Source organism: Halobacteriovorax sp. XZX-3 (genome assembly GCF_043196495.1).
Taxonomy (GTDB): domain Bacteria; phylum Bdellovibrionota; class Bacteriovoracia; order Bacteriovoracales; family Bacteriovoracaceae; genus Halobacteriovorax_A.
Window position 1 is genome coordinate 345,225 of sequence record NZ_JBEBMO010000002.1, and the last position, 23,727, is coordinate 368,951.

28 protein-coding genes are annotated in these 23,727 nt (G+C 36.6%); 16 read left to right on the top strand and 12 right to left on the bottom strand.

Annotation, left to right across the window (positions count from 1 at the left end; all coding sequences use genetic code 11):
- Positions 1-6 precede the first annotated feature (6 nt).
- Positions 7-705: a YdiY family protein gene (locus ABMA70_RS12150; protein WP_392993233.1), complete on the bottom strand. Its 699-nt coding sequence runs from the start codon at positions 703-705 to the stop codon at positions 7-9.
- Positions 706-1,015: 310 nt separating this feature from the next.
- Between ABMA70_RS12150 and ABMA70_RS12155 the strand changes: the two genes are divergently transcribed.
- The gene (locus tag ABMA70_RS12155; protein WP_103217924.1) at positions 1,016-1,489 is read left to right on the top strand and encodes a chemotaxis protein CheX; all 474 of its coding nucleotides are present in this window, start codon (positions 1,016-1,018) and stop codon (positions 1,487-1,489) included.
- Positions 1,490-1,492: 3 nt separating this feature from the next.
- Complete coding sequence (locus ABMA70_RS12160; RefSeq protein ID WP_103217925.1) at positions 1,493-2,494, top strand: HAD family phosphatase; 1,002 nt, start codon at positions 1,493-1,495, stop codon at positions 2,492-2,494.
- Here the strand turns inward: ABMA70_RS12160 and ABMA70_RS12165 are convergent.
- Both ABMA70_RS12165 and ABMA70_RS12170 read right to left on the bottom strand, forming a co-directional pair.
- A complete protein-coding gene (locus ABMA70_RS12165; protein WP_103217926.1) occupies positions 2,448-3,101 on the bottom strand; it encodes an O-methyltransferase in 654 nt (217 codons plus the stop codon). The two genes, ABMA70_RS12160 and ABMA70_RS12165, sit on opposite strands and share 47 nt — an antisense overlap.
- Positions 3,089-3,577: a hypothetical protein gene (locus ABMA70_RS12170; RefSeq protein ID WP_392993229.1), complete on the bottom strand. Its 489-nt coding sequence runs from the start codon at positions 3,575-3,577 to the stop codon at positions 3,089-3,091. The genes ABMA70_RS12165 and ABMA70_RS12170 overlap by 13 nt, the downstream gene beginning before the upstream one ends.
- Before the next feature lie 177 nt (positions 3,578-3,754).
- On the opposite strand from ABMA70_RS12170, the gene ABMA70_RS12175 reads away from it, so the two are divergent.
- From ABMA70_RS12175 to ABMA70_RS12185, 3 genes are all read left to right on the top strand, one after another.
- Positions 3,755-5,269, top strand: coding sequence for a potassium/proton antiporter (locus ABMA70_RS12175; protein WP_103217928.1), 1,515 nt, complete (start codon positions 3,755-3,757; stop codon positions 5,267-5,269).
- Between the two features lie 31 nt (positions 5,270-5,300).
- Entirely contained in the window at positions 5,301-6,716 is a 1,416-nt protein-coding gene (locus tag ABMA70_RS12180; protein WP_103217929.1) for an MATE family efflux transporter, read from the top strand.
- Positions 6,717-6,804: 88 nt separating this feature from the next.
- Positions 6,805-7,839 (top strand): murein L,D-transpeptidase catalytic domain-containing protein, encoded by a 1,035-nt coding sequence (locus ABMA70_RS12185; RefSeq protein ID WP_103217930.1) that lies wholly within the window; start codon positions 6,805-6,807, stop codon positions 7,837-7,839.
- Here ABMA70_RS12185 and ABMA70_RS12190 read toward each other — a convergent pair.
- From ABMA70_RS12190 to ABMA70_RS12200, 3 genes are all read right to left on the bottom strand, one after another.
- Complete coding sequence (locus ABMA70_RS12190) at positions 7,836-8,705, bottom strand: mechanosensitive ion channel family protein (RefSeq protein WP_158246862.1); 870 nt, start codon at positions 8,703-8,705, stop codon at positions 7,836-7,838. The two genes, ABMA70_RS12185 and ABMA70_RS12190, sit on opposite strands and share 4 nt — an antisense overlap.
- Before the next feature lie 63 nt (positions 8,706-8,768).
- The gene (locus ABMA70_RS12195; RefSeq protein ID WP_392993224.1) at positions 8,769-9,662 is read right to left on the bottom strand and encodes a patatin-like phospholipase family protein; all 894 of its coding nucleotides are present in this window, start codon (positions 9,660-9,662) and stop codon (positions 8,769-8,771) included.
- Positions 9,637-10,365 carry a hypothetical protein gene (locus tag ABMA70_RS12200; protein ID WP_103217933.1) on the bottom strand — a complete coding sequence of 243 codons (729 nt, stop codon included), beginning with the start codon at positions 10,363-10,365 and terminating at the stop codon, positions 9,637-9,639. The genes ABMA70_RS12195 and ABMA70_RS12200 overlap by 26 nt, the downstream gene beginning before the upstream one ends.
- 122 nt (positions 10,366-10,487) lie before the next feature.
- Here ABMA70_RS12200 and ABMA70_RS12205 point away from each other — a divergent pair, with 122 nt between their 5' ends.
- Together ABMA70_RS12205 and ABMA70_RS12210 are read left to right on the top strand one after the other, a co-directional pair.
- Positions 10,488-10,940 (top strand): PPC domain-containing DNA-binding protein, encoded by a 453-nt coding sequence (locus tag ABMA70_RS12205; protein WP_103217934.1) that lies wholly within the window; start codon positions 10,488-10,490, stop codon positions 10,938-10,940.
- A 3-nt stretch (positions 10,941-10,943) separates the two neighbouring features.
- Positions 10,944-11,468, top strand: a complete 525-nt coding sequence (locus ABMA70_RS12210) for a PepSY domain-containing protein (protein WP_103217935.1) — start codon at positions 10,944-10,946, stop codon at positions 11,466-11,468.
- A gap of 3 nt (positions 11,469-11,471) precedes the next feature.
- Here the strand turns inward: ABMA70_RS12210 and ABMA70_RS12215 are convergent, their stop codons facing one another.
- From ABMA70_RS12215 to ABMA70_RS12225, 3 genes are all read right to left on the bottom strand, one after another.
- Complete coding sequence (locus ABMA70_RS12215) at positions 11,472-12,026, bottom strand: hypothetical protein (RefSeq protein ID WP_392993220.1); 555 nt, start codon at positions 12,024-12,026, stop codon at positions 11,472-11,474.
- A 42-nt stretch (positions 12,027-12,068) separates the two neighbouring features.
- Positions 12,069-12,266: a DUF2892 domain-containing protein gene (locus ABMA70_RS12220; RefSeq protein ID WP_392993218.1), complete on the bottom strand. Its 198-nt coding sequence runs from the start codon at positions 12,264-12,266 to the stop codon at positions 12,069-12,071.
- An 82-nt stretch (positions 12,267-12,348) separates the two neighbouring features.
- Positions 12,349-12,951 carry a 2OG-Fe(II) oxygenase gene (locus ABMA70_RS12225; protein ID WP_103217938.1) on the bottom strand — a complete coding sequence of 201 codons (603 nt, stop codon included), beginning with the start codon at positions 12,949-12,951 and terminating at the stop codon, positions 12,349-12,351.
- Between the two features lie 139 nt (positions 12,952-13,090).
- Between ABMA70_RS12225 and ABMA70_RS12230 the strand changes: the two genes are divergently transcribed.
- Both ABMA70_RS12230 and ABMA70_RS12235 read left to right on the top strand, forming a co-directional pair.
- The gene (locus ABMA70_RS12230; protein ID WP_103217939.1) at positions 13,091-13,504 is read left to right on the top strand and encodes a VOC family protein; all 414 of its coding nucleotides are present in this window, start codon (positions 13,091-13,093) and stop codon (positions 13,502-13,504) included.
- Positions 13,505-13,587: 83 nt separating this feature from the next.
- Entirely contained in the window at positions 13,588-13,959 is a 372-nt protein-coding gene (locus ABMA70_RS12235; RefSeq protein WP_392993215.1) for a hypothetical protein, read from the top strand.
- Between the two features lie 12 nt (positions 13,960-13,971).
- On the opposite strand, the gene ABMA70_RS12240 is transcribed toward ABMA70_RS12235, so the two are convergent.
- Positions 13,972-15,282, bottom strand: a complete 1,311-nt coding sequence (locus ABMA70_RS12240; RefSeq protein WP_103217941.1) for a sensor histidine kinase — start codon at positions 15,280-15,282, stop codon at positions 13,972-13,974.
- 184 nt (positions 15,283-15,466) lie between these two features.
- On the opposite strand from ABMA70_RS12240, the gene ABMA70_RS12245 reads away from it, so the two are divergent.
- From ABMA70_RS12245 to ABMA70_RS12270, 6 genes are all read left to right on the top strand, one after another.
- A complete protein-coding gene (locus ABMA70_RS12245) occupies positions 15,467-16,072 on the top strand; it encodes a phospholipid scramblase-related protein (protein WP_158246863.1) in 606 nt (201 codons plus the stop codon).
- Positions 16,073-16,345: 273 nt separating this feature from the next.
- Entirely contained in the window at positions 16,346-17,119 is a 774-nt protein-coding gene (locus tag ABMA70_RS12250) for a nitroreductase family protein (RefSeq protein WP_392993212.1), read from the top strand.
- A 57-nt stretch (positions 17,120-17,176) separates the two neighbouring features.
- Complete coding sequence (locus tag ABMA70_RS12255) at positions 17,177-17,944, top strand: efflux RND transporter periplasmic adaptor subunit (RefSeq protein WP_103217944.1); 768 nt, start codon at positions 17,177-17,179, stop codon at positions 17,942-17,944.
- A gap of 2 nt (positions 17,945-17,946) precedes the next feature.
- Positions 17,947-19,188 carry an ABC transporter permease gene (locus tag ABMA70_RS12260; protein ID WP_103217945.1) on the top strand — a complete coding sequence of 414 codons (1,242 nt, stop codon included), beginning with the start codon at positions 17,947-17,949 and terminating at the stop codon, positions 19,186-19,188.
- Positions 19,188-19,859: an ABC transporter ATP-binding protein gene (locus ABMA70_RS12265; protein WP_199177540.1), complete on the top strand. Its 672-nt coding sequence runs from the start codon at positions 19,188-19,190 to the stop codon at positions 19,857-19,859. The genes ABMA70_RS12260 and ABMA70_RS12265 overlap by 1 nt, the downstream gene beginning before the upstream one ends.
- Positions 19,860-19,928: 69 nt before the next feature.
- Positions 19,929-20,582 (top strand): hypothetical protein, encoded by a 654-nt coding sequence (locus ABMA70_RS12270; protein WP_103217946.1) that lies wholly within the window; start codon positions 19,929-19,931, stop codon positions 20,580-20,582.
- A 36-nt stretch (positions 20,583-20,618) separates the two neighbouring features.
- On the opposite strand, the gene ABMA70_RS12275 is transcribed toward ABMA70_RS12270, so the two are convergent.
- Positions 20,619-22,562 carry a methionine--tRNA ligase gene (locus ABMA70_RS12275; RefSeq protein ID WP_392993207.1) on the bottom strand — a complete coding sequence of 648 codons (1,944 nt, stop codon included), beginning with the start codon at positions 22,560-22,562 and terminating at the stop codon, positions 20,619-20,621.
- A gap of 33 nt (positions 22,563-22,595) precedes the next feature.
- Positions 22,596-23,078 carry a methylated-DNA--[protein]-cysteine S-methyltransferase gene (locus tag ABMA70_RS12280; RefSeq protein ID WP_392993205.1) on the bottom strand — a complete coding sequence of 161 codons (483 nt, stop codon included), beginning with the start codon at positions 23,076-23,078 and terminating at the stop codon, positions 22,596-22,598.
- A 124-nt stretch (positions 23,079-23,202) separates the two neighbouring features.
- Between ABMA70_RS12280 and ABMA70_RS12285 the strand changes: the two genes are divergently transcribed.
- Entirely contained in the window at positions 23,203-23,724 is a 522-nt protein-coding gene (locus ABMA70_RS12285) for a peroxiredoxin (RefSeq protein ID WP_103217949.1), read from the top strand.
- Positions 23,725-23,727 lie beyond the last annotated feature (3 nt).

A 23,727-nucleotide genomic window follows, 5' to 3' on the forward strand; every position in this document is an offset into this window, starting at 1 on the left:
ATTCTCCTAAAAATTCGCCAAAAGACTAATTGTTGTTTTGTAATCGTGTTGATCTCTTCCTTCAACTGGCTCGTTTTCGTATTCCCAAATAACACCAGCTTTTAAAGAAAAAGTACTATTAATTAACATACGAATAGATGGCTCCATATTAATAATGTAATTTTCACTATTCTTTAGACTCGGAATATATTCTAGCCAGTAACGAGCATTCACACCTTTTCGAAGTTCCTTACTAATTTCATAATAAGCACGCAGTTTTTGTTCGTGGCTATCTGGCTCATTTTGAACAAAATTTTCTCTTGTATAACGATAACCAAGTTCAGCAAACATTTTATAATCATCTTGATCGTAGAACTTATACTTAAAACCTATTTCCATGTTATTTCTGGCCCAAAAACCTTTAAAGCGATCCGACTCAAATAAGTCGCCAAGATAGATATCTACTTTTTTTGAAAGTACGTGATCAAGTCTTAGTAGGGCACTCCATTTTTCATCATCAACAACTTCGTCGGACTCACCATAAGAGTATGTCCCATTAAAAGTCAGGGTATTGGTATCCCATTTATAAGAGTTACGTGATGCAAAGTCATATGTCTTTTTGTTAGTATTTCCACCAGAAGCAATAAATGTTACTTCATCTTCTGATTTAAATTGTGCATGAGTAAATTGGCCTACGATAAGGGCCAAAAATAGTAATTTCTTCATAACAAAATCCTTTTTAAAAAAACTATTCTATGTTCATTGTTAATAATAATTATCCTAAATTCTGTCTATTTATCTTAACTACGATTAACTTTTTTGTACAATTCAACCTTTAGCAAAATAATGCCAATAATCATTGGTTTGAGATAATGCTTATTTGAAACTAGTAATTATTTGGCCAACAATTACAGAAGCTTAAAGACTGATAAAAAAACTAGATTAATAATAGTGGGATTATCGGCAAAATGGAGTAAATGTTTGTAGGAAGTGTTTTTCTCAATTAAAATTAATTAATTGCGAAATTGGAGCTGTAATGGAGTTAATCGAACCTTTTTTAAACGCTTTACTTGAAGTGTTTAAAAAGCAACTAAATATCCCTCTTCTGGCAGGAGAGGTCCATCCAAATTATGAATTCAAGGATGTTGTTGATATTGTAGGACTTATTGGAATTAGTAGTGAAAAGATTAACGGAGAGTTAGCACTATGTTTTAATAAGGATAGTTTTTTAACTATTTATAACACAATGTTTTCTGAAAACCAGACAGAGCTAAATGAGGATATTTCAGATTCAGCTGCTGAATTTGTTAATATGGTTTTAGGTCAGGCCAAAGCTGACATTAATAAAATAACAGGACTTACTGTTGAAAGAACAACACCGGAAGTAATCATAGGGGAGAGTATTAAGAATGATCGAATAACAGGACCAAGAACTGTTACGATTCCATTTGAGCTTCCTGTTGGTATGAATAAACAAGTATTTTATATGAGCCTAACAATCGAAGAGTAATTAATGCAAAAAAAAATATTTCTAATTTCCTTTCTATCTATTTTTCTATTTATTTCATGTAACAAAAATGTAGCGCCTAAAGCTGATTTAAAATATTGGAATGATACTGCGGTAACAAATAAGATTAAAACTTATTTGAAAGATATTTCTGATGAAAAATCTAAAAACTTTATTCCTGTTAGTGAAAGAATTGCTGTTTTTGATAATGATGGAACACTTTGGGGCGAGTACCCGATGTATGTTCAATTTATTGCGTTGTTAGACTTCTATAAAGACATCATTGTTGGAAAGTATGATCGACCAAATGCCTTAGTTGATGAAGTCCTTAAGCAGTTTCCTAATGTTGAAGATAAGGGCAAGCTTTATCAGGCCCTACTTGATATGCAAGCTGGTGTTACTAATGACGAGTATATGGAATACATGGCAAAGTGGTTAGAGACTAAGAAGCACCCAAAGTTAAATAAGAAATACACAGAGCTGATCTACGCTCCAAGTGTTGAGCTAATGAGAACGCTTGAAGATTTTGGTTTTAAAGTTTTTATCGTAACAGGTGGGGGAACACACTTTGTTAGGGTTCTAAATAATATTGTATACGACCTTCCTTCATATCAAATTGTTGGAACAAAGTTTGGTAAGAAGTTTTCTGAAAATGGAAAAGTCGAATTTCAAAATGAGGCAAAGCTTGCTTTTTTAAATGACAAAGAAAATAAGCCTGTCGGTATTCTAGAACATATTGGAAAAGTTCCTGTATTTGTTTTAGGGAATTCAGATGGGGACTTTGCAATGGGGAAGTATGCTACTTTAAATTCAAAATATAAATCATTTGTTGGTATTATTCATCACGATGATAGTGCACGTGAGTTTGCCTATGATAGAAAATCACACGTTGGTAAACTTGATAAGGTTCTAACTGAAGGTGATAAATACTTTGTAAATCTAATTAGTATGAAAAAAGATTTTAAGCAGATTTATTTTTCTGAATCAGATAAAGGCCATCGCGAATAGGGAGCATGGTCTTATAAAGATCATCTCTCGATTCAATATAGTTATTAAATTCAATGAGCGCATTGGTTGTCTTATCCTCAGGGTCAACAATATCAGAAGCGACCTTGCCATTCCAAAGAACGTTGTCCACAACAATCATACCATTTTCACTGAGTAGTTCTAAAGAGAGTTCTAAGTAGTTCTTATAACTTCCTTTGTCGGCATCAATGAAAATTAAATCAAAGCTTTGTCCTGCTAACTCTTTTAGAACTAAGTTAGCATCACCGAAGCGAGCTTCGATTTTCTTACCTACTTCGCTACGATCCCAGTAAGACTTTGCAAAAGTATTGATTTTTTTATTCTTATCAATGGTAATCACTTTTCCATCAACAGGAATATTCTCTGCCATGGCCAAGGCCGAATAGCCTGTGAAAGTACCGATCTCTAAAATATTCTTGTAATTATTTGAGCGAATAAAGAAGCCCAGAAGGGAAGCGACCAGTTCTCCCGAAATCATGCGTCCAAGTGGATGATTATCTTTTGTATAATCACCCAGCTCAACGCAAAGATCACTTGGGATATTTGATTTATTTAAACAATATTTTTCAATCTCTTTTAAATTTTCCACTGAAACTCGATAAGTTTATTTCCGCTTATTTCATCGCAAACGCTAGTTAATTCTTTCGATAAGAATAGCATAGAAATATATGCATTGTATTTAATGATATATTTAAATCCAGGAGAAATATAACGATCGAGTTGTTCTTTTAGCACCATGCACTCTGGTGTATTTGTCATATATGATGTTTCAAAATCTAATCTCTTAAATCCTTTTTGTCTTGAAAAGTCTGCACTATAAAAGCATTGACCATCATTTGACTCAACATCAAGAATAATTCTTCTCGTCGAATCGGAAATACCTAGTTTCGTAAATGAAATATCAAGTCCCGCTATCTCATTTGGTGCAGCGACTTTATCGCGAAAGCTCTTGCACGCAAAAGTTGTAAATTCAGTGACAAATTTCATATCCGTGGCACTTGGAATGATATCGTTTGAGGCGTAAGTGTTTGAAATAAATAGAATTGTAAGCAGGAGTGTCTTCATTTATGAGGTCCTTTATCACTTTTGTTTGATGAGTAAAACATTAATTCTCCTTTTCATACTCCTGTCTTGGCAAAGAGTAAAGTTAGTATGAAAATTTGACGGGCCAATCTTAAAAAAAGTAAATAACCCGATGTTTTTACTAAAGTTTTAAGAAATCTCTCCGATAAGCCCAGTCCTATGGAGCAGTTTTTAAATAATTTTCTATTGGCATCTTCAATCTTACTTCTTTTAAGTATTGTGCTTAGTAAGTCTTCAAGCCGTTTTGGTTTGCCTGTTCTAGTACTATTTCTCTTCATAGGAATGATGGCCGGTTCTGACGGAATTGGTGGAATCAATTTTAGCAATTATGAGTTAACTCACTCTCTAAGTTTAGTGGCCTTATGCTTGATTATTTTTAATGGAGGTTTTGAAACTCCATTTAGTAAAGTTAAGAGGGACTTTGGGAGAGGTGTTGTTCTTTCTTCAATTGGTGTCATGCTCACAACATTTCTTGTGGGTGGTTTCACACATCTTGTAACGGACTTAGGTTTACTTGAATCACTACTCATTGGTGCCATTTTATCGGCAACAGATGCGGCAGCGGTCTTTGCTGCTTTTAAAGATCCAACTGCACAAGTTGGTGATGTTAAAAATATTCTCCGTTTTGAATCGGGAAGTAACGACCCAATGGCCTACTTTCTTGTTTCAGTCATCATTGGATTTATTGAACAAGGAATGGGGGACGTTAAAACAACAGCAATCATGTTTATTTCAAATCCAATTATTGGTCTAATTGGTGGTTGGGTAACTGCTCGCTCATTCATCTTAATCAATAATGTGGTTAAACTAGATTTTAACGGACTGTATCCACCTCTAACAATGGCCATGTTATTTCTTGGCTACTCTTTGACAACGAAGTTAGGTGGAAATGGATTCTTAGCTGTTTATGTATTTGGAATGATGATTGGTAATAGAAAGATTCTACACAAGAACCTACTATCACTATTCTTTGATGGAGTTACTTGGCTTTCTCAGATTGGACTCTTTATTATGCTAGGGCTACTTGTATTTCCAAGTCGTCTTCTTTCAATCGCTCCAGCTGGACTTTTCATTGCTTGCTTCCTGACATTTGCAGCAAGGCCAATAACTGTTTTCCTATGTTTAGTTAAGAGTCGTTTTAACTTAAATGAAAAGCTCTTTGTCTCTTGGGCAGGGCTCAAAGGTGCAACACCAATTGTTTTTGCAAGTTTTGCAGCTACACATATCGGAGAAAAAGCACACGTCTTATTTGATATTGTATTCTTCGTTGTAATTGTTTCAGCTCTAATGCAAGGTTCATCTTTAAAGTTTGTAGCAAAGAAATTAGGTCTTATTGTTGAGCAAGAAGATGAAACAAACTTTCCTGTGGATCTGGAACTACTGGAGCAAACAAAGCATGGTATTGTTCAACTAGAAATTAGACAAACAGATTATGCGGTTGAGCACAGGGTTGTCGATCTACGACTTCCGACAGGGGCAATCGTTCTCTTTATTAAAAGACATGGTGCATTTATTATTCCAGATGGTGCAACAGTTTTTGAAAAAGGGGATAAAATTCTTTTAGTGACTAAACTAAAAGAGGATCTAGAAGCGGCTCAAGAGTGTTTCGTAAAAAAAAAGATTGAAGATTTAGATGAAGAGGATGATGATACACAGGAGTTACATGCGGCCTAAAATTAATTAGGTCACTAACTAAAGGATATTTGTGGAAGCTCGTGATCTTACACAAGGATCTGTCATCAAGTCTTTGTTTAAATTATCGATACCAATTGTAATGGCCAATTTTCTACAAACGGCCTATCAACTTACTGATACATTTTGGGTTGGGCGTTTAGGAACAAACGCTATCGCAGCACTCTCTCTTTCTTTTCCTGTTATCTTTCTTTTAATTTCAATGGGCGCAGGCTTTGCCGTTTCTGGTACAATTCTTGTTTCTCAGTATACTGGTCAAAAAAATACTAAGATGGTTTCAAAAGTATGTCTTCATACTTTATTTATTATTCTTATTACTTCGGCTTTATTAGCAGGTGTTGCCTACGCAGTTATTCCTTATGTCATTCGCGCGATGACACCGACCGTGGATATTCAAGATATAACAATATCGTATTTAAGAATCTCATTTATTGGTTTGATTTTTAGTTATCTCTACATGATGTTTCAATCTCTATATCGAGGAGTTGGAGATGTTAAGACACCATTTTATATTGTTCTATTCTCTGTCATATTAAACTTCATCATTGATCCAATCCTAATCATGGGATATGGGCCTATTAAAGCTTATGGTGTAGATGGAGCAGCGTATGCGACTATTTGTACCCAAGGTTTATCAGCAGTTATTGGACTTTATTTACTAGCAAAAGGTAAGGGGGGAATAAAAATTGATTTCACAAAAATCTCTTTTGATCTTTCTTTGGCCAAAAGAATTATATATCTTGGCTTTCCTGCTTCGACAGAACAGTCCTCAAGGGCCATGGCCATGATGGTTATGACTTTTCTAATTGCAACTTTCGGTGATATTGCTCTTGCTGCTTACGGAATCGGAATTCGAGTTTTAACTTTAATGATTATTCCTAGTCTTGGTTTTGCGATGGCGACCTCAACTCTCGTAGGTCAAAATATAGGTGCGGGAAAAATTGAAAGAACGAAAGTTGTTACGAGTCAAGCGCTATGGGTAATATTCATTGCTTTATCAATTGCTGGAATAGGCTTTTTCATATTTGCTGAACAAACACTTCAGATTTTTGTACCGAATGAAATTGAAGTTATAAATGAAGGGGCGAAGTTTATTCGTATCATCGCTCTCACATTCGGTCTAATAGGTGTTCAGCAGGTTGCTTCTGGTGCCATGAGAGGGGGAGGAAGTCCGATGATCTCGATGATGGTGGCCATCGTTTCTTTATGGGTCATTCGTTTTCCAATTGCTTATGTTCTTTCAAAGCATACAAGTCTTGGCCAAACAGGAATCTACTTGTCATTTGTTGTAGGTAATATTCTTGGTGCTTCCATTGCGATTTTTATTATTAAACAGAATCGGTGGATTAAGAATCTAACGGATCCAATTACTGAAGAAGAGCGAAAGGTAATAGAAGAGACCATTGTTGAAGATGGTGTAATTTCTTGAATTCACTGGAATATAAAGAATAATTGTTAAGTAAGTAACCTAGTCCTCCGATAAGGTATTGAGAGATTTCTTTGAGAGGGGGGAGACGGTGAGAAAGGTTTACTTGATGCTTTGTATGCTGGCCGTACAGGCTTATGCTGATGCCGTTGTTGTTAATACTTACGAGAAAATTTCAACCTCAAACTATGTCGAAGAAGTCACTAATCAAGTTAATAATGTCGTCGATGAAGCAATTGAAGATATGGAAATGGACCCTGTTTCAAATCCTGAAAGTGCCGTCACTTGTAATCCAAATACAGCTATAGATAATCACGCTCCTGAGGCAAAGAGAGTTCTTGAAGAAGGACTTAAGTTAGCAGAAGCTGCCGCAAGAGGAGAGGATTGCCAATTCTATCAAAGATTTATCGATCAAGGTGTTCCTATCGAGGCACTTAAGCAGTCACTTCTTTATTATAAAGAGAATAAGAATAAGTTTAAGAATAAAAATTACATAACTATTGCTGACTACTCTCAGAATTCTAAAAGGAAACGCTTTTTTCTACTTGATATGAAAACTGGTGATGTGAAAAGTTATAAGGTTTCTCATGGTAGTGGAAAAGTTAAAGGAGTTACTTACGCTGATGCAACAATTGCTGATAGTGGTAGAGTGACTAGGGCATCAAATCATGTTGGAAGGTTAGTTCGCTGTCGTGTTCCTGCAAGGGCGAAACCTCAACATGACCAATGGGCGATGACGAGACCAGGCTTTTTTAAGACAGGTGAATTCTATATGTCTAGTAGTCACGACGAAAGAGTAAAAGGTGAGAGAGGATGGCCAACTTTCAAAGCATCTGGAAGAAATTATAACGGTATGCGATTAGATGGTCTTTCAAAAGGTGTAAATGATAAGGCCCGATCGCAAGGTGTTGTGATGCATGAGGCTTATTATAACCGCGGTAATATTATGGGAAGAAGCTTTGGTTGTCCTGCATTCGTACCAGGTGAGGGGCGAGAGATCATGGAGAAAATCAGTAACGGCTCCCTCTATTATTCATATGTTCCTAATGAAGGATGCCGTAGTGATTATAACAAGGCCCTGGGCGATGTTAAGGGTTGGGAAAGAATGTGTACAGGACGTGATTAGCCCTTATTAACATCAAGTGGATTGGAAAATTCAATTGTACGAATTGGAAATGGAATTGAGATACCATTTTGATCGTAGTACTTTTTAATATTAATAACAGCTTGGTGTCGTGCTTTGTAAAAGGCCACTCCTGTCTTGTAGTGAATCCAAACTCTTGCCGTAAGATTAATTGAACTGGCCCCAAATTCTTCAAAGAACACTTCGACTGGAACATTTTCAAGTCTTCCTTCGATTGCCTCTAGTGCTTCTCTAGTAACTTTTTCTACTTTCTCTAAATCATCATGATAAGAGACACCAACGGAGATATCTACTCGACGTTGTGGGGTACTTGTGTAGTTGATAAAAGGTTTTGTGAACATATCTTTATTTGGAATAAAGACTTCAAGACCTTGATATGTTGTAATCCCCGTCGTTCTTAATTCAATATTTGTAACCTGACCAACGATCTTATCAATTTCGATAATATCTCCAATTTGATAAGGCTCACGAAAAGCAATCAGAACACCTGAAACGAAGTTTGCAGCAATTTCTTGGAAGGCAAAACCTAAGGCCAAACCAATTACCCCGGCCCCTGCAAGAATTGATGTAACGGTTTTTTCAAGACCGATAATTTCTAGTGCTGTAAATATTCCGACGACGATAACGATGACATTTGTCGTTGTTCCAAGAATCTCGTTAACTGATTTTTTATAAGAAACTTTTTGGAGAACTTTCTTAACTAAGTTTCGAAGAGTTTTTCCAAGATAGAAGAAAACAAATAGAGCGACGATAGCAACGATCAAATTAGGAATATTCTTAATAAATGCTTCGTACCAAAAAGTTAACTTTCCAGAAATAAGTGTAAAAACTCTATTTATATCAAACAATGTAAACTCCATTTAAATTATTTCCCTAAATTTTATCGTATTTAAAAGAAATAAAAAAGGAGCTTATTTGATTGAAATCTTTGCAAGCTTTTCTTTATAAAGATTTGAAATGACTTTAGGAACCTTAAATGGAATTGTTTCGATTATAAGCTTCTTAAAAAATTCAATATAACTTGCCCTGCGATACCATGTTAAGCTTGAAAGGTTTTGAGTCATTGGCCCGTAGCCTTCATTGATTAACTCTTTAATACACTTTGAATTATCGAGTCTGTTGTATTTACTTAAGTCGAGAGAGAGGATGATATCAGCATCTTGAATTTGCTCCCTTGTTCTAAGGTCTATTGCAATATCCATAGCATTACTTATGATCGCAAATGTATCATCTGGTTCCTGATATTTTTGTACACCATTCAAATCCACCGCAACGATAATACCCGCGCCCATATCTTCTAGAGGGGAAACCGGAACGTTCTCTGTGATACCTCCATCAACAAGAGTTCTGCCATCGATTACTTGAGGAATAAATGCACCGGGAACACAGACAGAAGCACAGAGCGCATCCGCAAGATTACCCTTATAGAAAACAACTTGCTCTCCAGTTGAGATGTCTGTTGTACAAATTGCTAAGGGAATCCTTGCATCTTCAATATTCACATCTCCTAAATCTTTGATGATCATTTCTCGTATGGACTTCGTACTAAAAAATCCTTTTTTTGGTATTGTTAAGCTTATTGTATCTTTATAATTGAGCTTATTGGCCAATGCTAAGAAGTCATCGTAGTTCTTACCAAATGCGTAATAGGAAGCGATTATTGCACCGACACTTGTTCCTGATAAGTAGGAAATAGGAATTTTTTGTTCCTCAAAAGCTTTTAAGACGCCTATATGTGCGATACCTTTTGCAGCACCACCACCAAGAGCAAGACCAATTTTAGTATTTAGAAAGTTCCATCTCATATTCTAATCTTATAGGAATATGAGGGACATCTCCACATAAAATTGTAATACCTCTCTCTTGAAGAAAAGCGGCTTTTTTATCGAGAGAGTGGGAGTATTTAAGGGCGAAAATATTTTTTCTTAAATATTTGTTTAGAAGCTTTCTTGGTGATTTAAGGCCTAGTTTATTGGCATGTTCGATATAGAAGGGAGTCAGAAATGAGCTGCGCCCAAGTGATTCAAGAACATGCTTTAGCATACAATTGTAATTTCCATATTTGCTTTTATCAGAGATCTCATTCTCGATATATTCAACCATTCCTAAGTAATCTTCATTTTTTAGTTGTTTGGATAGCTCGGAGCGAAGCTCTTTAATATCGACTGATTCAATATCACTATATTTTAAACGAGGAGCATGTAGCTTTGTTTCAATTTTTGGGGCCTTACTCATTTCGATAAAATCAAGGCAAAGAATTGGAATACCAGCAGTTCTGTATTTATCTAAACTTAGATTTAAGCTCTTTGCATAGATACGCGAGATCTTTTCTGCAAATATTAAGCTATTAGATATTTTCCTGCTTTCTGAATTTGAGATTTTTGAATAGATTTCACGACGTTGGCGATTGCTAGAGATGGCCGCATCGAGATGCTCTTCAAAACATTCCATGGCCATTGAGTCTTGGGCCAAGTTTAGGAAAACAAGAATGAAAAGAAGCGCTTTCATGCTCTAGTACTACCACTTGGCCAAATTTGAGTAAAGTGAGCATAGAAGTTTTTCAGGGAGCAACGGGTCGAGACTTTGGTGGTGAAATTGTTATAATTAGTCTGTAAAATCAGGAGCTTACCATGCAATATATCAAGCAAGAAGAATGTTACTTAATTAAATTATATAAGGATGAAGATCTTTTCACATCTCTAGAGGAATTCGCTGCTGCAGAAGAGCTGGGGGCGGGGATGTTAAAAGGCATTGGTGCTCTGAAAGACGTTGAGCTAGGCTTCTACCATCTTGATACTAAAACATATGATCGAAAAGAATTCAGTGGTGATTATGAATTATTAAGTCTTGATGGGAACTTGTCTCATTTGGATGGAAAACCATTCTTTCATATTCATACGGTTTTAGGTGATGAAGATTTTTCTTGTAAAGGTGGACATCTGTTTCGTGCCACTGTTGCGGTTACTACAGAAATCTATTTCTTTCCAATCATGCAAAAAATTGAAAGAAAGATGGATGAAGAAATCGGCTTAAACTTATTATCATTACCACAAGCTTTTTCTCGATGTGGAATTAAAGGATAGAATATGAAATTTAATCGCCCATTTTTTATTAAGATTCACCTATACTTATCGGCTCTCGCTTCGCCGCTACTTTTGATGATGGCCTTTACAGGTGTTTCTTACTTATTAGGTTTTAAAGGAAGTGAAGTTGTTGAACCTATAAAAGTTGTACAACTTTCAAAATCTGAACTTACGAAAGAAAATATTTCAGTTCAATTAAATGAAATCGATGAAAGCTATGACTTTGCCTATGTTAAACAAGTTGGAGATGGTGCAATCACTAGACCAACAACTCGTGACTACTATAAATTCCAAATAAAAGAAGATGGAACACATATCTCTCATGTTAAACCAAATCTTCTAAAAAGATTGATTGAACTACACAAAGGTCATGGCCCACAATTTCTTCGTTATATTGAAAAGATTATTGGGATTTTTTTACTGCTAATTATTTTGAGTGGATTGTACTTAGCTTATACAATGAAAAAGGAAAGAAAGATCGTAGGGATTTTATTTCTTATTGGACTAAGTGTTTACCTTTTTATGTAGAGGTTATTTAATCCATCTTGTGAAGCGCTCGTGATTGCTTAATCTCTTATTTTCTTTTTGGATTTTAAGCTTCACGCGCTCTTGTAAACTCAAATTTTCATAAATTGGAGCTTCTATAACCTTTGTATTGTCTCCAAACTCTAAAGTCTCAAGATCAATATACATAAGCTTACTTTTAGTTATAAAGAAATAGTTAAGTTGCCATTCAAAGTGATAGCCGTATGGAGCGGTCAGTTCATTTAGGCGAATTTGAATTTCGGAAACTTTTTTGGCCAAATCCTCATCAATTTTTTCTTCAACAAGCCTTGCAAGTTTTCCGTTAGGAATGTCATAGAGAATGAGTGAATCGGTTTCTTTTATTAGGGTAGGAAGTTCAGGAAATTCCTCATTAAATCTTCTCATCAATGGAAGAGCTTCAGGTTCGATTTCATTTTTTAAGAGCACCATATAATTCTCTTTTTCATATTTCATGAAAAAGAAAAACTTACTTCTTTTGTCGATATAAAGTGTAATACCATCAAAGCCCAGCTCTGATTTAATAAGCTCTTTTGTATCCAAAACAATGACCTCTCTTTATGAGAGTATATCATAGTTTATTAGTTAGTGGGCCTTCTTCGATTTACGTGTTGAAAGACCAAATAGTAAGTATCCTGGGCATACACCAAAAGCACCTGTTGTAAGCGGGATTAAGCCAATTAGCCCCCAGTAAGTTTTTGGACCTACAAATACGAGAGATAAAAGTATTAGTCCTGCAATAATTCGGATACCTCTATCAGTATTATTCTCATTCATTTTCATCGCTAAACTCCTTGTTAACTCCTATGGATTCTATCTCTATAGTCTGAGCTTAGAATGAATTAATGTTAAAGAATTTTAAGAGTTATGCTCTAAGCCAACCGGTTAAAGAAAGCCTTGGCTTAAATGCTGGGAGAACTTCGTGTGGAAGGTCTTCAGAAAGAAAAATTAAGATTCTTCCAAGCATTGGATTAATGCGAGCAACTTCTTGATCTTGATCGTCGTGATGGTAGATAACGACTTCACCACCATCACCATCATTCATATCACTTAGATAAAGAATAACACTTAAGCGCCTTAGGCCTCTTCCACGGTGTTGATCCACATGCTTGCGATAAAATGCACCTTCATCATAACAAGCAAAGTGGCCTTCATATGAGCGAATACCTAGGTAGAAAATAGGATTAAGTAAATCTTTAAGATCATCGAGAAATTTTAAATATTCTTGTAGTGCCGGTGGATGGTCGGCCATGTCTCCCTCAATCCAAGAAGTGAGGTCTCCACGAATCTTTTCATCTAGGCGCTTTGTTAGCTGTCGTCCAACTTTGGCTTCTTGAAAGTCTCCAATGTGAAAACGTGTCTGGGCCTCGTCCTTTAAAGAACGAGCTAGTTCATTTGAAATAAGCGTATCACTCACGTAGTATCGTTTCTCAGTTAAGGATTCGACCAGCGTTTCAAGCTCTTGCATTAAAATGTTCTCACTAGGCCTAGGGCCTTAAAAGGTGACAGGAAGGATTGGTCACCAAAATAATGGATAAAATCATTTAATCCTAAAGGCTATCTAAGTCAATTTAATTGTTATAACATAAATAGAAATAGGATAAATCATGATCAAGGCACTTTCACATTTAGTCATTACCTCTAAGAATGTTACGAATATTTCGAACTTTTTCACTGATGTCTTCGGTGTTGAAGCGCATTTTGCTAATGAAGACTTTGCTGATTTTGTTCTACCTGACAAAAGCCGTGTGGCCTTTTTTCGACCAGTAGGTAAAGCTTCTAAGTTCTTTGAATTAGTTGAGAATCCGGCCCAGGTCTCATATGGTGTCACTGTTGAGGATGTTGATGACTTCTACCATAAACTTATGGCTCAAAAGGCTAAGTATGAATTTGAAGTGAGTGGTAAACCAAAAGATCATCCGTGGGGAGAAAAGAGCTTTCTTTTGATTGATCCAGATGGAAATCGTTGGGAAATAACGCAGTCACCCAGTGATGATGGTCATCTCGTAAATATCTCATAATTAGATGAAATCTATATTTTTAATATAATTGATAACTGAACGGCCTCGCGGTAAATAAAGCCTGTGTTTATGTGGAGGTCGTTATGAAATCAGTTGTTGTTCTTTTATCAGTTATTCTTTTAAGCTCGGTCATGGCCTGTCCAGAGTTGAATAATGTTGATCTTGCATCAAGCTATGATCGTGATGAATACACTGAAGTTTATTCTGAGAGACTGCCAAAATTATCAAGAGAGGAATTTGCTAAGTATACAGAATTAGCAGATTTCGAATATGAGTACTGTGCAGACGCCCTAGAGCTTAGAAGAGTAGAGGCGACACAAACTGGCACTGTGTACACAATCGTAGTAACTGTTGAAGATAGCTGCGATGGTGGTAATTCTTATGGAAATATTTTCGATGAGTCTGGAAGTAAGATTCTAGGTAGCATCGGCGATTCGTATATTGCTTGTTTCTAATTTAGAAATAATTCAGCTTGCTTTGGGTATCTTTATCACAAAGCAAGTTGTTTTCTTATTTGGTTCTAAGAATAATTCCCCTTGATGCTTCTCTAAAATCCCTTTTGAAATCGATAGTCCTAATCCCGTTCCTTTCCCAACTTCTTTAGATGTATAGAATGGCTCAAAAATCTTATTTCGAAGATCAAGATTGATTCCGGGGCCAGAATCCATTACATAAACTAAAACGGAATCTTCTGTATTTTTTACGGAGATATCAATCCAAGCAGATTCACTTCCTTCAACGGCATCATAAGCGTTATTTAAAAGATTAATGAAGACTTGAGATAATTGGACTCTATCTACATTTACTTTTATGTTAAAGGCATCGTCGTCGAGATCAAATTTAAGTATAACCCCATGGGCCCTAAACTTCTCTGAACAAATGGCCGTCGCATCAATAATAATATCTCTAAGGGGAATAACTTCTTTTTTTATCTCACCGCTCTCTCGAGAAACAACTTTCAAGCTAGAGATAATGCGAGTAATTCGATCAATTGTATCTAGGATACGATTGATATGAATATCATACGCCTCTTTATTCATCTCACCGATACTTAGAAGTCGCTTGATCTGATAAATTGAGCCGTAAATAACTGTTAAAGGATTATTAATTTCGTGAGCGATTCCACCGGCCATTTCACCAATTGCACTTAGACGAGAACTATAGATAAGATTTTCTTTAGTGCTATTAAGCTTATCCATTGTTTCCTGTAAGGCAATTGACTTATTCACTTCACTTCGATAAGTGCGATCCACAAGACTAAGAAGTCTGTAGAAGAGTAGACTTAACATAATCATAGTCAGAGAATGAATTATGATAAGAGAAGTTTCTGGCTCATCAAGAAGTAAGTAACTTGAAGTAACATAGCTAATAATAGCTAAGAGAGTTATAAGTCCACTATAGATATGTTTACCAGTAACTTCAAAGAAAATATTATTGCTGGCAACGATCATAATGAGGTAGAGATACCAGAACGGTGAAAATGGCCCATCAACGATATAGATTGCAAAAGGACATAGGACACAAATTGCAAAAACTTGTCTGAAGATTTCAATATATAGAGAGTTCTTAACTCGAATACTTATTTGAGAAATTGTGAGATTGAAAATAAGGAAAGCGAAGATTCCAAAGAAGCTATTTAGTCTTTGTGAGATTTGATATTCGTAAACACCCACACAAATTGCAAAGAGCATTGCAAACGGTCCAAGAGTATAATCCATAATTCTCAAGATATCTTTAATACTCTCTGTAGGTCTTTTCGGATTTATTCTTAAATTCATTCTTTTCCTAACTAATTGAAGTCATTATAGATTTACCGCATTAATAAACTGAGTTCAATAATATTTAGATGAATTTGAAGTAATGTAAGGGTAGAGATTCGTACTTTTTCTTGTGAAAGTAACAAGTTAGCACAGAAGTTATGTTAAAATCTGTTCTTAATTTATTAAGAATATGAGGAAAGAAATGGATTTAAATCAGCATAATAAGCTATTGGTACAGCAAGTTAGAGAGAATTGGGAGCTTTTGGGCTATGAAACAAGAAATAAGTATCAATTCTTAGATGAGGCGCAAAACCCTATTGGCTATGCGGCAGAACAACAAAAGGGATTCCTTGGCTTTATCATGCGCCAGTTCCTGGGTCACTGGAGGACTTTTGATCTGCACTTCTTTGACCAAGCTCGTAATGAGTATATGATTGCTAAGCATCCATTTTGCTTCTTTTTTCAGCGTCTTGAAATACAGGATCTGAATGGGCAGTTGATTGGTTCTCTTCAGCAAAGATTTTCTTTAATAACAAAGAAATTTGATGTCTTGGATGCTCAGGGAAATGTCATTATGGAAATGCGCTCACCAATTTGGAAGCCATGGACTTATCCTTTCTATTCTCGAGGGCAAGAGGTTGCACTTGTGTTGAAAAAGTTTTCTGGACTATTTTCAGAGATGTTTACTGATCGAGACAACTTTGCCATTGATTTAAAGAGTCAGACACTAACGGAGCAGGAGAAGAAAATTATTCTCGCGACTTCGATTTTCATTGATCTCGTTTATTTTGAAAGAAAAGCAAAATAAAGAGAGTTCTTGTAAGAAAGAAATTGTTTACGGATAAAGTTGATAATTCTATTTTGTGAAAATGAATTGTCGACTTTGCCGTTATGCAATCTCTATTTCTATCCTTTGGTGGCGCTAGTGCGCCTTTCACACATTATTAGTTAATAATAAATTTCGATCTATTTTTTTAAAAAATTTAAGAGGTAATCATGAAAAAGATTATTTTATGCTTTGTTATATTAGGACAAAGTGATTTTACAAATACGAACTATATTAGAAGAGAGGATTCGTGCCATGAATGACTTTATTCAACAATTACATTCTCATCGTTCAATTAGAAAATTTTCTGATAAGGATATTTCACAAAGTGATTTAGAACTCATTCTAAGTGCAGCAGCAAGCGCATCAAGCTCTGGAAATATGCAATCCTTCTCAGTTGTTGTGACAAAAGATAGAGCAATGAAAGAGAAGATGTACCAGGCCCACTTTGAGCAAAGTATGTTAATGGATGCTCCAATTTTTTTAACATTCTGTGCTGATTTCTATCGTATGAGAAGGTGGCTTAAATTAAGTGAGGCGGCCAATAACTTTGATAATTACATGAGCTTTATGATTGCTTCTATTGATGCCATTCTCGCTAGTCAGAATGCGGCATTAGCAGCTGAAAGTCTTGGAATGGGACTCTGTTATATGGGGACAACGTTGGCCAGTGCTGGTGAAATTGGTGAGATCTTAGCGTTGCCTGAGAATGTCGTTCCTGTCGTAGGCTTTGCTCTAGGCTATCCAGATGAGGCACCTGATTTAAGAAAGAGGCTTCCACTTGAATCTCTCGTTCATTATGAGAAATATCATAAATATTCAGATGAAGAAGTGCTAGAAATATATCGAGAAAGAGAAGTCGAGGGGATGAAGCGTTATCGTGACAACCCACGATTAAATCAAATGATTAAAGATGTCGGAGCAAAGAATTTGGCCCAAGTCTATACACAGGCGAAATATACAGAAGAGTCCCATCTTAAATATAGTGAAGATTTAATTGCTTATCTTAAACGTCAAAATTTCTTTTGATATTGGCCACTAGGGTATGCGAAAATAAATAAAAAACGTGTACCCTAGGAGTATTGCTTGAAAAAGATATATATATTTATAATCGTCATTATCTTTGTCGTCTCTGCGATACTTTTAAGAGTTTTCTATTTTAAAAATAATTATGAATTAATCTCCCCTAAAAAGGGTGATGTTGTGGAGGCCATTTATGGCCTCGGACGAGTCGATACAGATAAAGAGTTTAATGTAAAAATTGGAGTCTTATCTCTTGTCGAAAAACTCTATGTAAAAGAAGGCCAAAAAGTTAAAGAAGGTGACCGCCTTGTTAGCTTCGACGGCCGTGTTCTATTTAAAGCACCTTTTGATGGTACGGTTACTCTCGTTGCAAATAAAGAAAAAGAAGTTGTACTTCCACAAGTGACAGTTCTTAGAATGCAAAATCTTAATGAAAAATTTATTGAAGTTTCATTAGAGCAAGAAGCTGCACTGAGAGTTATCCCAAATCAAAAAACGAGAATTATTTTTGAAAGCCAGTCCCAAAGAAAATATGAAGGCTATGTAAAAACAATATATCCAAGGGAAGGAGAGTTCATCACGCGCATCGAGGTGAAGGGGTTGGAGAAAAGTATTCTTCCAGGCATGACTGCGGACGTAGTAATAGAAGTTGGAAAGAAAAAAGGTGTTCTTCTAATACCTGTAAAGGCGATAAGTAACGGAAAGGTTCTTCGTATGCGAGATAAGAAGAGGGAAAAAGTCGAAGTTGTTACAGGAAATAATGATGGAATGTGGGTTGAGGTTATCTCTGGAGATATTAAGCTTTCCGATCTACTTTTTATCAAGAGGTAGTCATGCTGTTCTTGTCGATGAAGCAACTATTTTCTAAAAAGAAGCAAACTCTTCTTATTCTGTTAGGTATTAGTTTCGGTACGATGCTCTACGTTGCTATCTCAGGGATTCAACTAGGACTTAGGCAGTATATCATTAAGGCCCTTTTAAATAATACCGCTCATATCCTGATTTCAGGAAAAGAAGATCTTATTGATCGTCCTCTTGTTAATAAGTGGTTTTATGAAAATAAACAAGTTGATTGGATAACTCCTCCATATGGAAAGAGAAGTGAATCAAAATTAGAAAATTATCAAGGCTGGGCCGATCGTCTTTCTCATCATCCAGATGTCTATGACTTTAGCCCCCGCTTAACAATACAGGTTATGTTAAAGCGTGGTGATCTTACTCACAGTATGGGGCTCATTGGAACAAATGCCAGACGACAAATCAGAATTAGTGATATTCCTGATTACATGGTGGAAGGTGATTTTTCGTCACTTGCAAGTGGAGGAAATAAGATCATTCTTGGTGCCGCTGCTGCTGAAGAAATTGGAGCACGTGTTGGTCAGTATGTAGAGGTCATAGCGGGAAGCCTGACACATAAAAACTCATTTAAAATCGTAGGCCTCTTTTCTTTCGGAGATGATCGAGCAGATAAGTCCATAGCATTCTCTCACCTTGAAGATGTACAAAAACTTAATAAGACACCTGGGCGAGTCTCTGAAATAGCAGTTTCACTATTCGACATGAATAAGTCACAAGAGCTTGCTGATCAGTGGTCTCTATTAAGCCATGATAAAGTTGAAGACTGGAAAGAGTCTAATCCCATGTTTATGGAAATGATAATGATGCAAGATATAGTTCGCTACTTTATTACAATTGCCATTCTCATTGTAGCTGCCTTTGGGGTTTATAATGTTCTAACAATTATGATTAACCAAAAACGAAAGGAGATCGCTATTCTTCGCTCTATTGGCTATGGCCCCAAACGAATTCTTGAGCTTATTATGTATCAAGGTATATTCCTTGGTGTAAGTGGTGGAGTTGTTGGGCTAATCCTGGGATTCATCATTTGTCGAGCTGTCGAAAGTATTGAGTTAAATATAAATATTGGTGGCGATAATCACTTACTTATGGATTATACACCTTCAACGTATATCATTGCATTTGTTGCGGCCCTTGTTGCTTCGCTGGTTGCAAGCTTTCTTCCTGCTCTATCAGCAAGTCGAATGACTCCAATTGATATCATAAGGGGCGAGTAGTGATAAAAGCTGAAAGTATAGTTAAAGAGTTTGGTGATCCTCCACAACGTATTCTTCACAATATCTCCATGGAGATAAATAAGGGAGAGTTTGTTTCTATTTCAGGACGTTCTGGAAGTGGAAAATCAACCCTTCTTTATATTATTAGCTCCCTCGATGAACCAACATTTGGCCATATTTATATTGATGGAAAGAATGTTACTCATATGAGTGTTGATGAAATTCATGAGTTTCGAAATCGCCACATTGGTTTTATTTTTCAATTCCACTACTTGCTCCCAGAGTTGACGGCCTTAGAAAATATTCTATTACCTCCTCGAAATCTTGGTCTCTTAAAAAAGTATGAGCCTCGTGCAAATATGCTACTTGAAAAACTCAATATTCCACATACTCGTAATAAGCTTCCAGGGCAACTATCAGGTGGTGAACAGCAACGAGTTGCTATTGCTAGGGCCCTTATTATGGAGCCAAGTTATATCTTTGCGGATGAACCTACGGGGAATCTCGATACGGCAAATGCTGAGATTGTGATGAATATTTTAAAAGAAACTAATAAAGAGAAGGGAACGACAATTGCTCTGGTTACTCACGATCCTGATTATGCTGCTATGGCAGATCGAGAGATTTTCCTTGTTGATGGCCATGTTTCAGATACTTACACCGGTGACTAAGAATTATTCACCCATTAGAAATCTTACCCTATAGCTTATCTCGATCTATTTTTTTGATAAATTTAAGCTATGAAAACACTAAGCCCAAAACTAAAGAAAATTGTTCTAACGGGAGTTCTTTTACTCTCACAACTAAATCAAGCCGCGACATTTATTCAGGCCGAAGAGACTCCTTATAAGTATATTAAGGCAACGGAAATTGTTAATGACCGTTATATCTTCGAAGAATGTCATGGGAATAGAGAAGAGCTTAAATGCCGCAACCTCTTTTCTGATTACAGAACTTTTGCAAGAAGTGACATTAAGAAGATGGCCGACATGAATGGACGCCACGCTCTTTATGCCGCCGGTGCTGATGTCGCAATCTTAGCAGTTTCTGCTTACCTTGGTCTCATTATTGGTGCAAAGGCCACGGCCGCTTACTATATTGGAACAGGTGTGAGTCTTGATGGTGGTGTTGCCGCTGTTGGTGGGTTCTTCTTTGGTGTACCATCGGGAACGGCCGTGGGGACGACATTTGCAGCAGGCCTTGATGAGCTCGATCCATTTGTTCACAGAGATATGTCAATTGCACTTGAGCAAGTTATCGGCGTTGCTGATAGCGACGATCTTGACGATGTGGAAGCAAGGCAAATTGATGAAGGGATGATTGTTGAAATTGAAGATATTAATTTTGAACAATTAAAAAATAAAATTAAAACTCAGCTTGAAGATTTAGATTAATAAAAAAGGCCTCAAACGAGGCCTTTTCTTTTATCTCTATTCAGCATCAACTGCTGGGAAGTATTCCGTTTGTTCCCCAATCTTATGATTTGCAGGGAAGTCTTTTGCAAGCTCATCAATCGAGTAAACACTCTCTGGAAGATTTAAAGATACGCGAAGCTTCTCCATTGTCTCCGGCGCAAATGGCCTAAGCATTACTAAGATATTTCTTAGAATGTAGAAACAAGAATAAAGTGCGTCAGTTCTTTCTTTCTCATCAAAGCGGTCATCGTGAGGTTTGTGCGTATTAAATAGTCCGTTAATAATACGAGCATAGTTTTCAAGGGCACCAAGTGCCTTCGGGTATTCTCCCTTTTCCATGAATTTCGTATACTGTTGAACAATCTTAAGAGTTTCTTTTTCTGTCTTACCAATAAGCTCACCCTTAGGAACCACGCCACCAAATTGCTTGTGACAAGCAGAGATTGGTTTTTCAAATGAAGCGTTCATTGGCCCTGCTAGGAATGCATTCTTTGCTTTGAAAACTTCAAAATCAAAGTTTGATGCTTTCTCTGAAAGACTTAGAGTTGATAGGAAGTAGCGAACTTGGTCTGCTGTATATCCCATCTCATCAATTAGCTGATCACCTGTGTAGAAGTTTCCTTTTGACTTACTCATCTTCTCACCATTGATTTGTAGGTGGAAATTAGAGAAGACATCTGTTTGTTGAAATTCACCATTAACAGCTTGTCTCATTGGGTCTTCTTGAACACCAAACCACATCGCTCCCTGCATAAGAACATAGAAGAAAACGTTATCAGTTCCAAGGAATTGGAAAACCTTTGCTTCTGGATCAGTCCAAAATTCTTTATGAAGTTCTGGATCAAGTCCTTTCTTTTTAAGGGCAACTTTTGTAAATGAGATCGGTGCAATTAATGACTCTGGCCATACGTATAGAGTTTTACCTTCCATACCTGGCTCAATATCTGTCGGAACAGGAATTCCCCATGAAACATCACGAGTAATTGCTCTATGTGCCCAACCATCATTTAGCTCACACTCAATTCCTTTTTCTTCTAAAAGTTTTTTACCTGTTGCAAGATCCGCAAGATTTTCAAATTGCACAAGAACTTTTCTTCCTGGAGCATAACGGCTTTTATGAGTTGGAAGAGATTCTTTAATTTCTTTATATGCTGGCTCAGATTTATTTGTGAAAGTTACACATGGATAAACTGTACCAAATGCTTCTTGAAGAATAGGTTTTCTCCAAGTCTTCTGCTTTGTATTTAGCCACTCAATAAGTTGGTCAGTTACTTTCCACATATTTAGATACCAGTGATCAGTATCTCTAAGCTCTGGTGTCGCATCACTTACAGCTGAAACAGGATTCTTTAACTCATGTGGATCGTAGTTTTTGCCACAAACATCACACTCATCACTATATGCTTTAGTATTTGAGCAGTCTGGATTTGGACAATCACCCTGAACATAGCGATCAGGTAGGAACATATTAAGTTTTGGATCAAACCATTGCTGACTTGTTCTCTTATCTAGCATTCCATTAGCGTGCATTTTTCTAAGAAAATCCTGACAAAGTTCTTTGTGAGCTTCGTAATTTTCTTCTCTTGAAGTTCCAGTATAAGTATCTAGGCCAATCGAGTAGCGCTCCATTGTCTTAGATTGCTTTGCATGAACCTCACTAATGAACTCTTGTGTTGTTTTACCAAGTTTCTTTGCAGCAACTTCACTTGTTGATCCATGATCGTCAGTACCACAAACAAATAGTACGTTATCATCACCAATCAGTAGCCTCATCCAACGCGAGTAAATATCTGCTGGTACGTGGGCACCTGCTAGGTGACCAATGTGAACTGGCCCGTTTGCATATGGCATACCTGCTGTAATAACAGCTTTCTTTGGTCGACTTACACGAGATAGGATTGTTGGAATGTCCTGCTTTGGACGCATGTCTTTTTTGTTTTCTTTTACTTCATTATTCATAGGGAATAATTTAGCATTGCCCTGCGTTTTCGTCTATATAAAGGTACCTTCAAGATTGAGAAGGGCCTCTTTAGTTTGTGCTCCTGCAACGTATCCTGAAAGTTCGCCCGACTTGGCTATGACGCGGTGACAAGGAATCATTAAACAAATTGGATTTTTGGCATTGGCACTACCAACTGCTTGCACAGCGTTGGGGGAACCAACTTTATTTGCAATGTCTGAATAGGTTGTAACTTCGCCGTAGGGTATATCAAGAAGCTGGGCCCAAACTTGTTTTTGGAAGTCCGTTCCCTTGCTAATACTTAGAGGAATTGAAAACTTCTTACGACTACCTGCAAAGTATTCCTCCAGTTGATCGTGTGCCTCATTGAGATATTTTACAATCCTCTCGTCGTCTTCATAATGAGGGCCATCAAAATCTTGCTCTTGCCAACCCAGGTATGAGACACCGTTTTCATTAGCACAAATATAAATCGTGCCAAATTTTGAATGGAATTCAATTTGTCTATCAGTCATGCCGTGATTATAGCACTATCAAATCTTAAAAAGAACTTATGTTTATGTGATCTGTTTTGAAGTTTATTGCGTATATATAGTTAAGAGAGATAAACTTAACCAATTTTTAATTTCTGGAGGAATTATGAAAGTAATCAGTCGTTTATTTATTGCAATGTGTATCATGTTCTCTTTTGCCCATGGGGAAGAAATTAAATTAGGTCAAAGTGTGCCAGAATTTACAGCAAAGAATCATGAAGGCAAAAACTTTTCAATCGTATCACGCAAAGGAAAGTGGACTGTTCTTTACTTTTACCCAAAGGCGGGGACTCCTGGTTGTACTAAGCAGGCATGTGCCTTTCGCGACAGCATTAAATCAATTAGAAAATTAGGTGCTGAGGTTTATGGGATCAGTATGGACTCTGTAAAAGATCAAGCTGCTTTTCACGAAGAGCATGCTCTGCAATTCGATCTTCTTTCGGATGAAAAAGGTGAAGTGACAAAGAAGTTTGGTGCAAAGATGGCCGTATTTAATATTTCAAAAAGATGGACTTTTATTATTGATCCAAGTTTAAAGATTGTAGCAATTGATCGCGATGTTGATCCAATGTTAGATGCAGATCATGTATCGAAGAAATTAGCTGAACTGCAGAAAACGAAAAAGTAATCA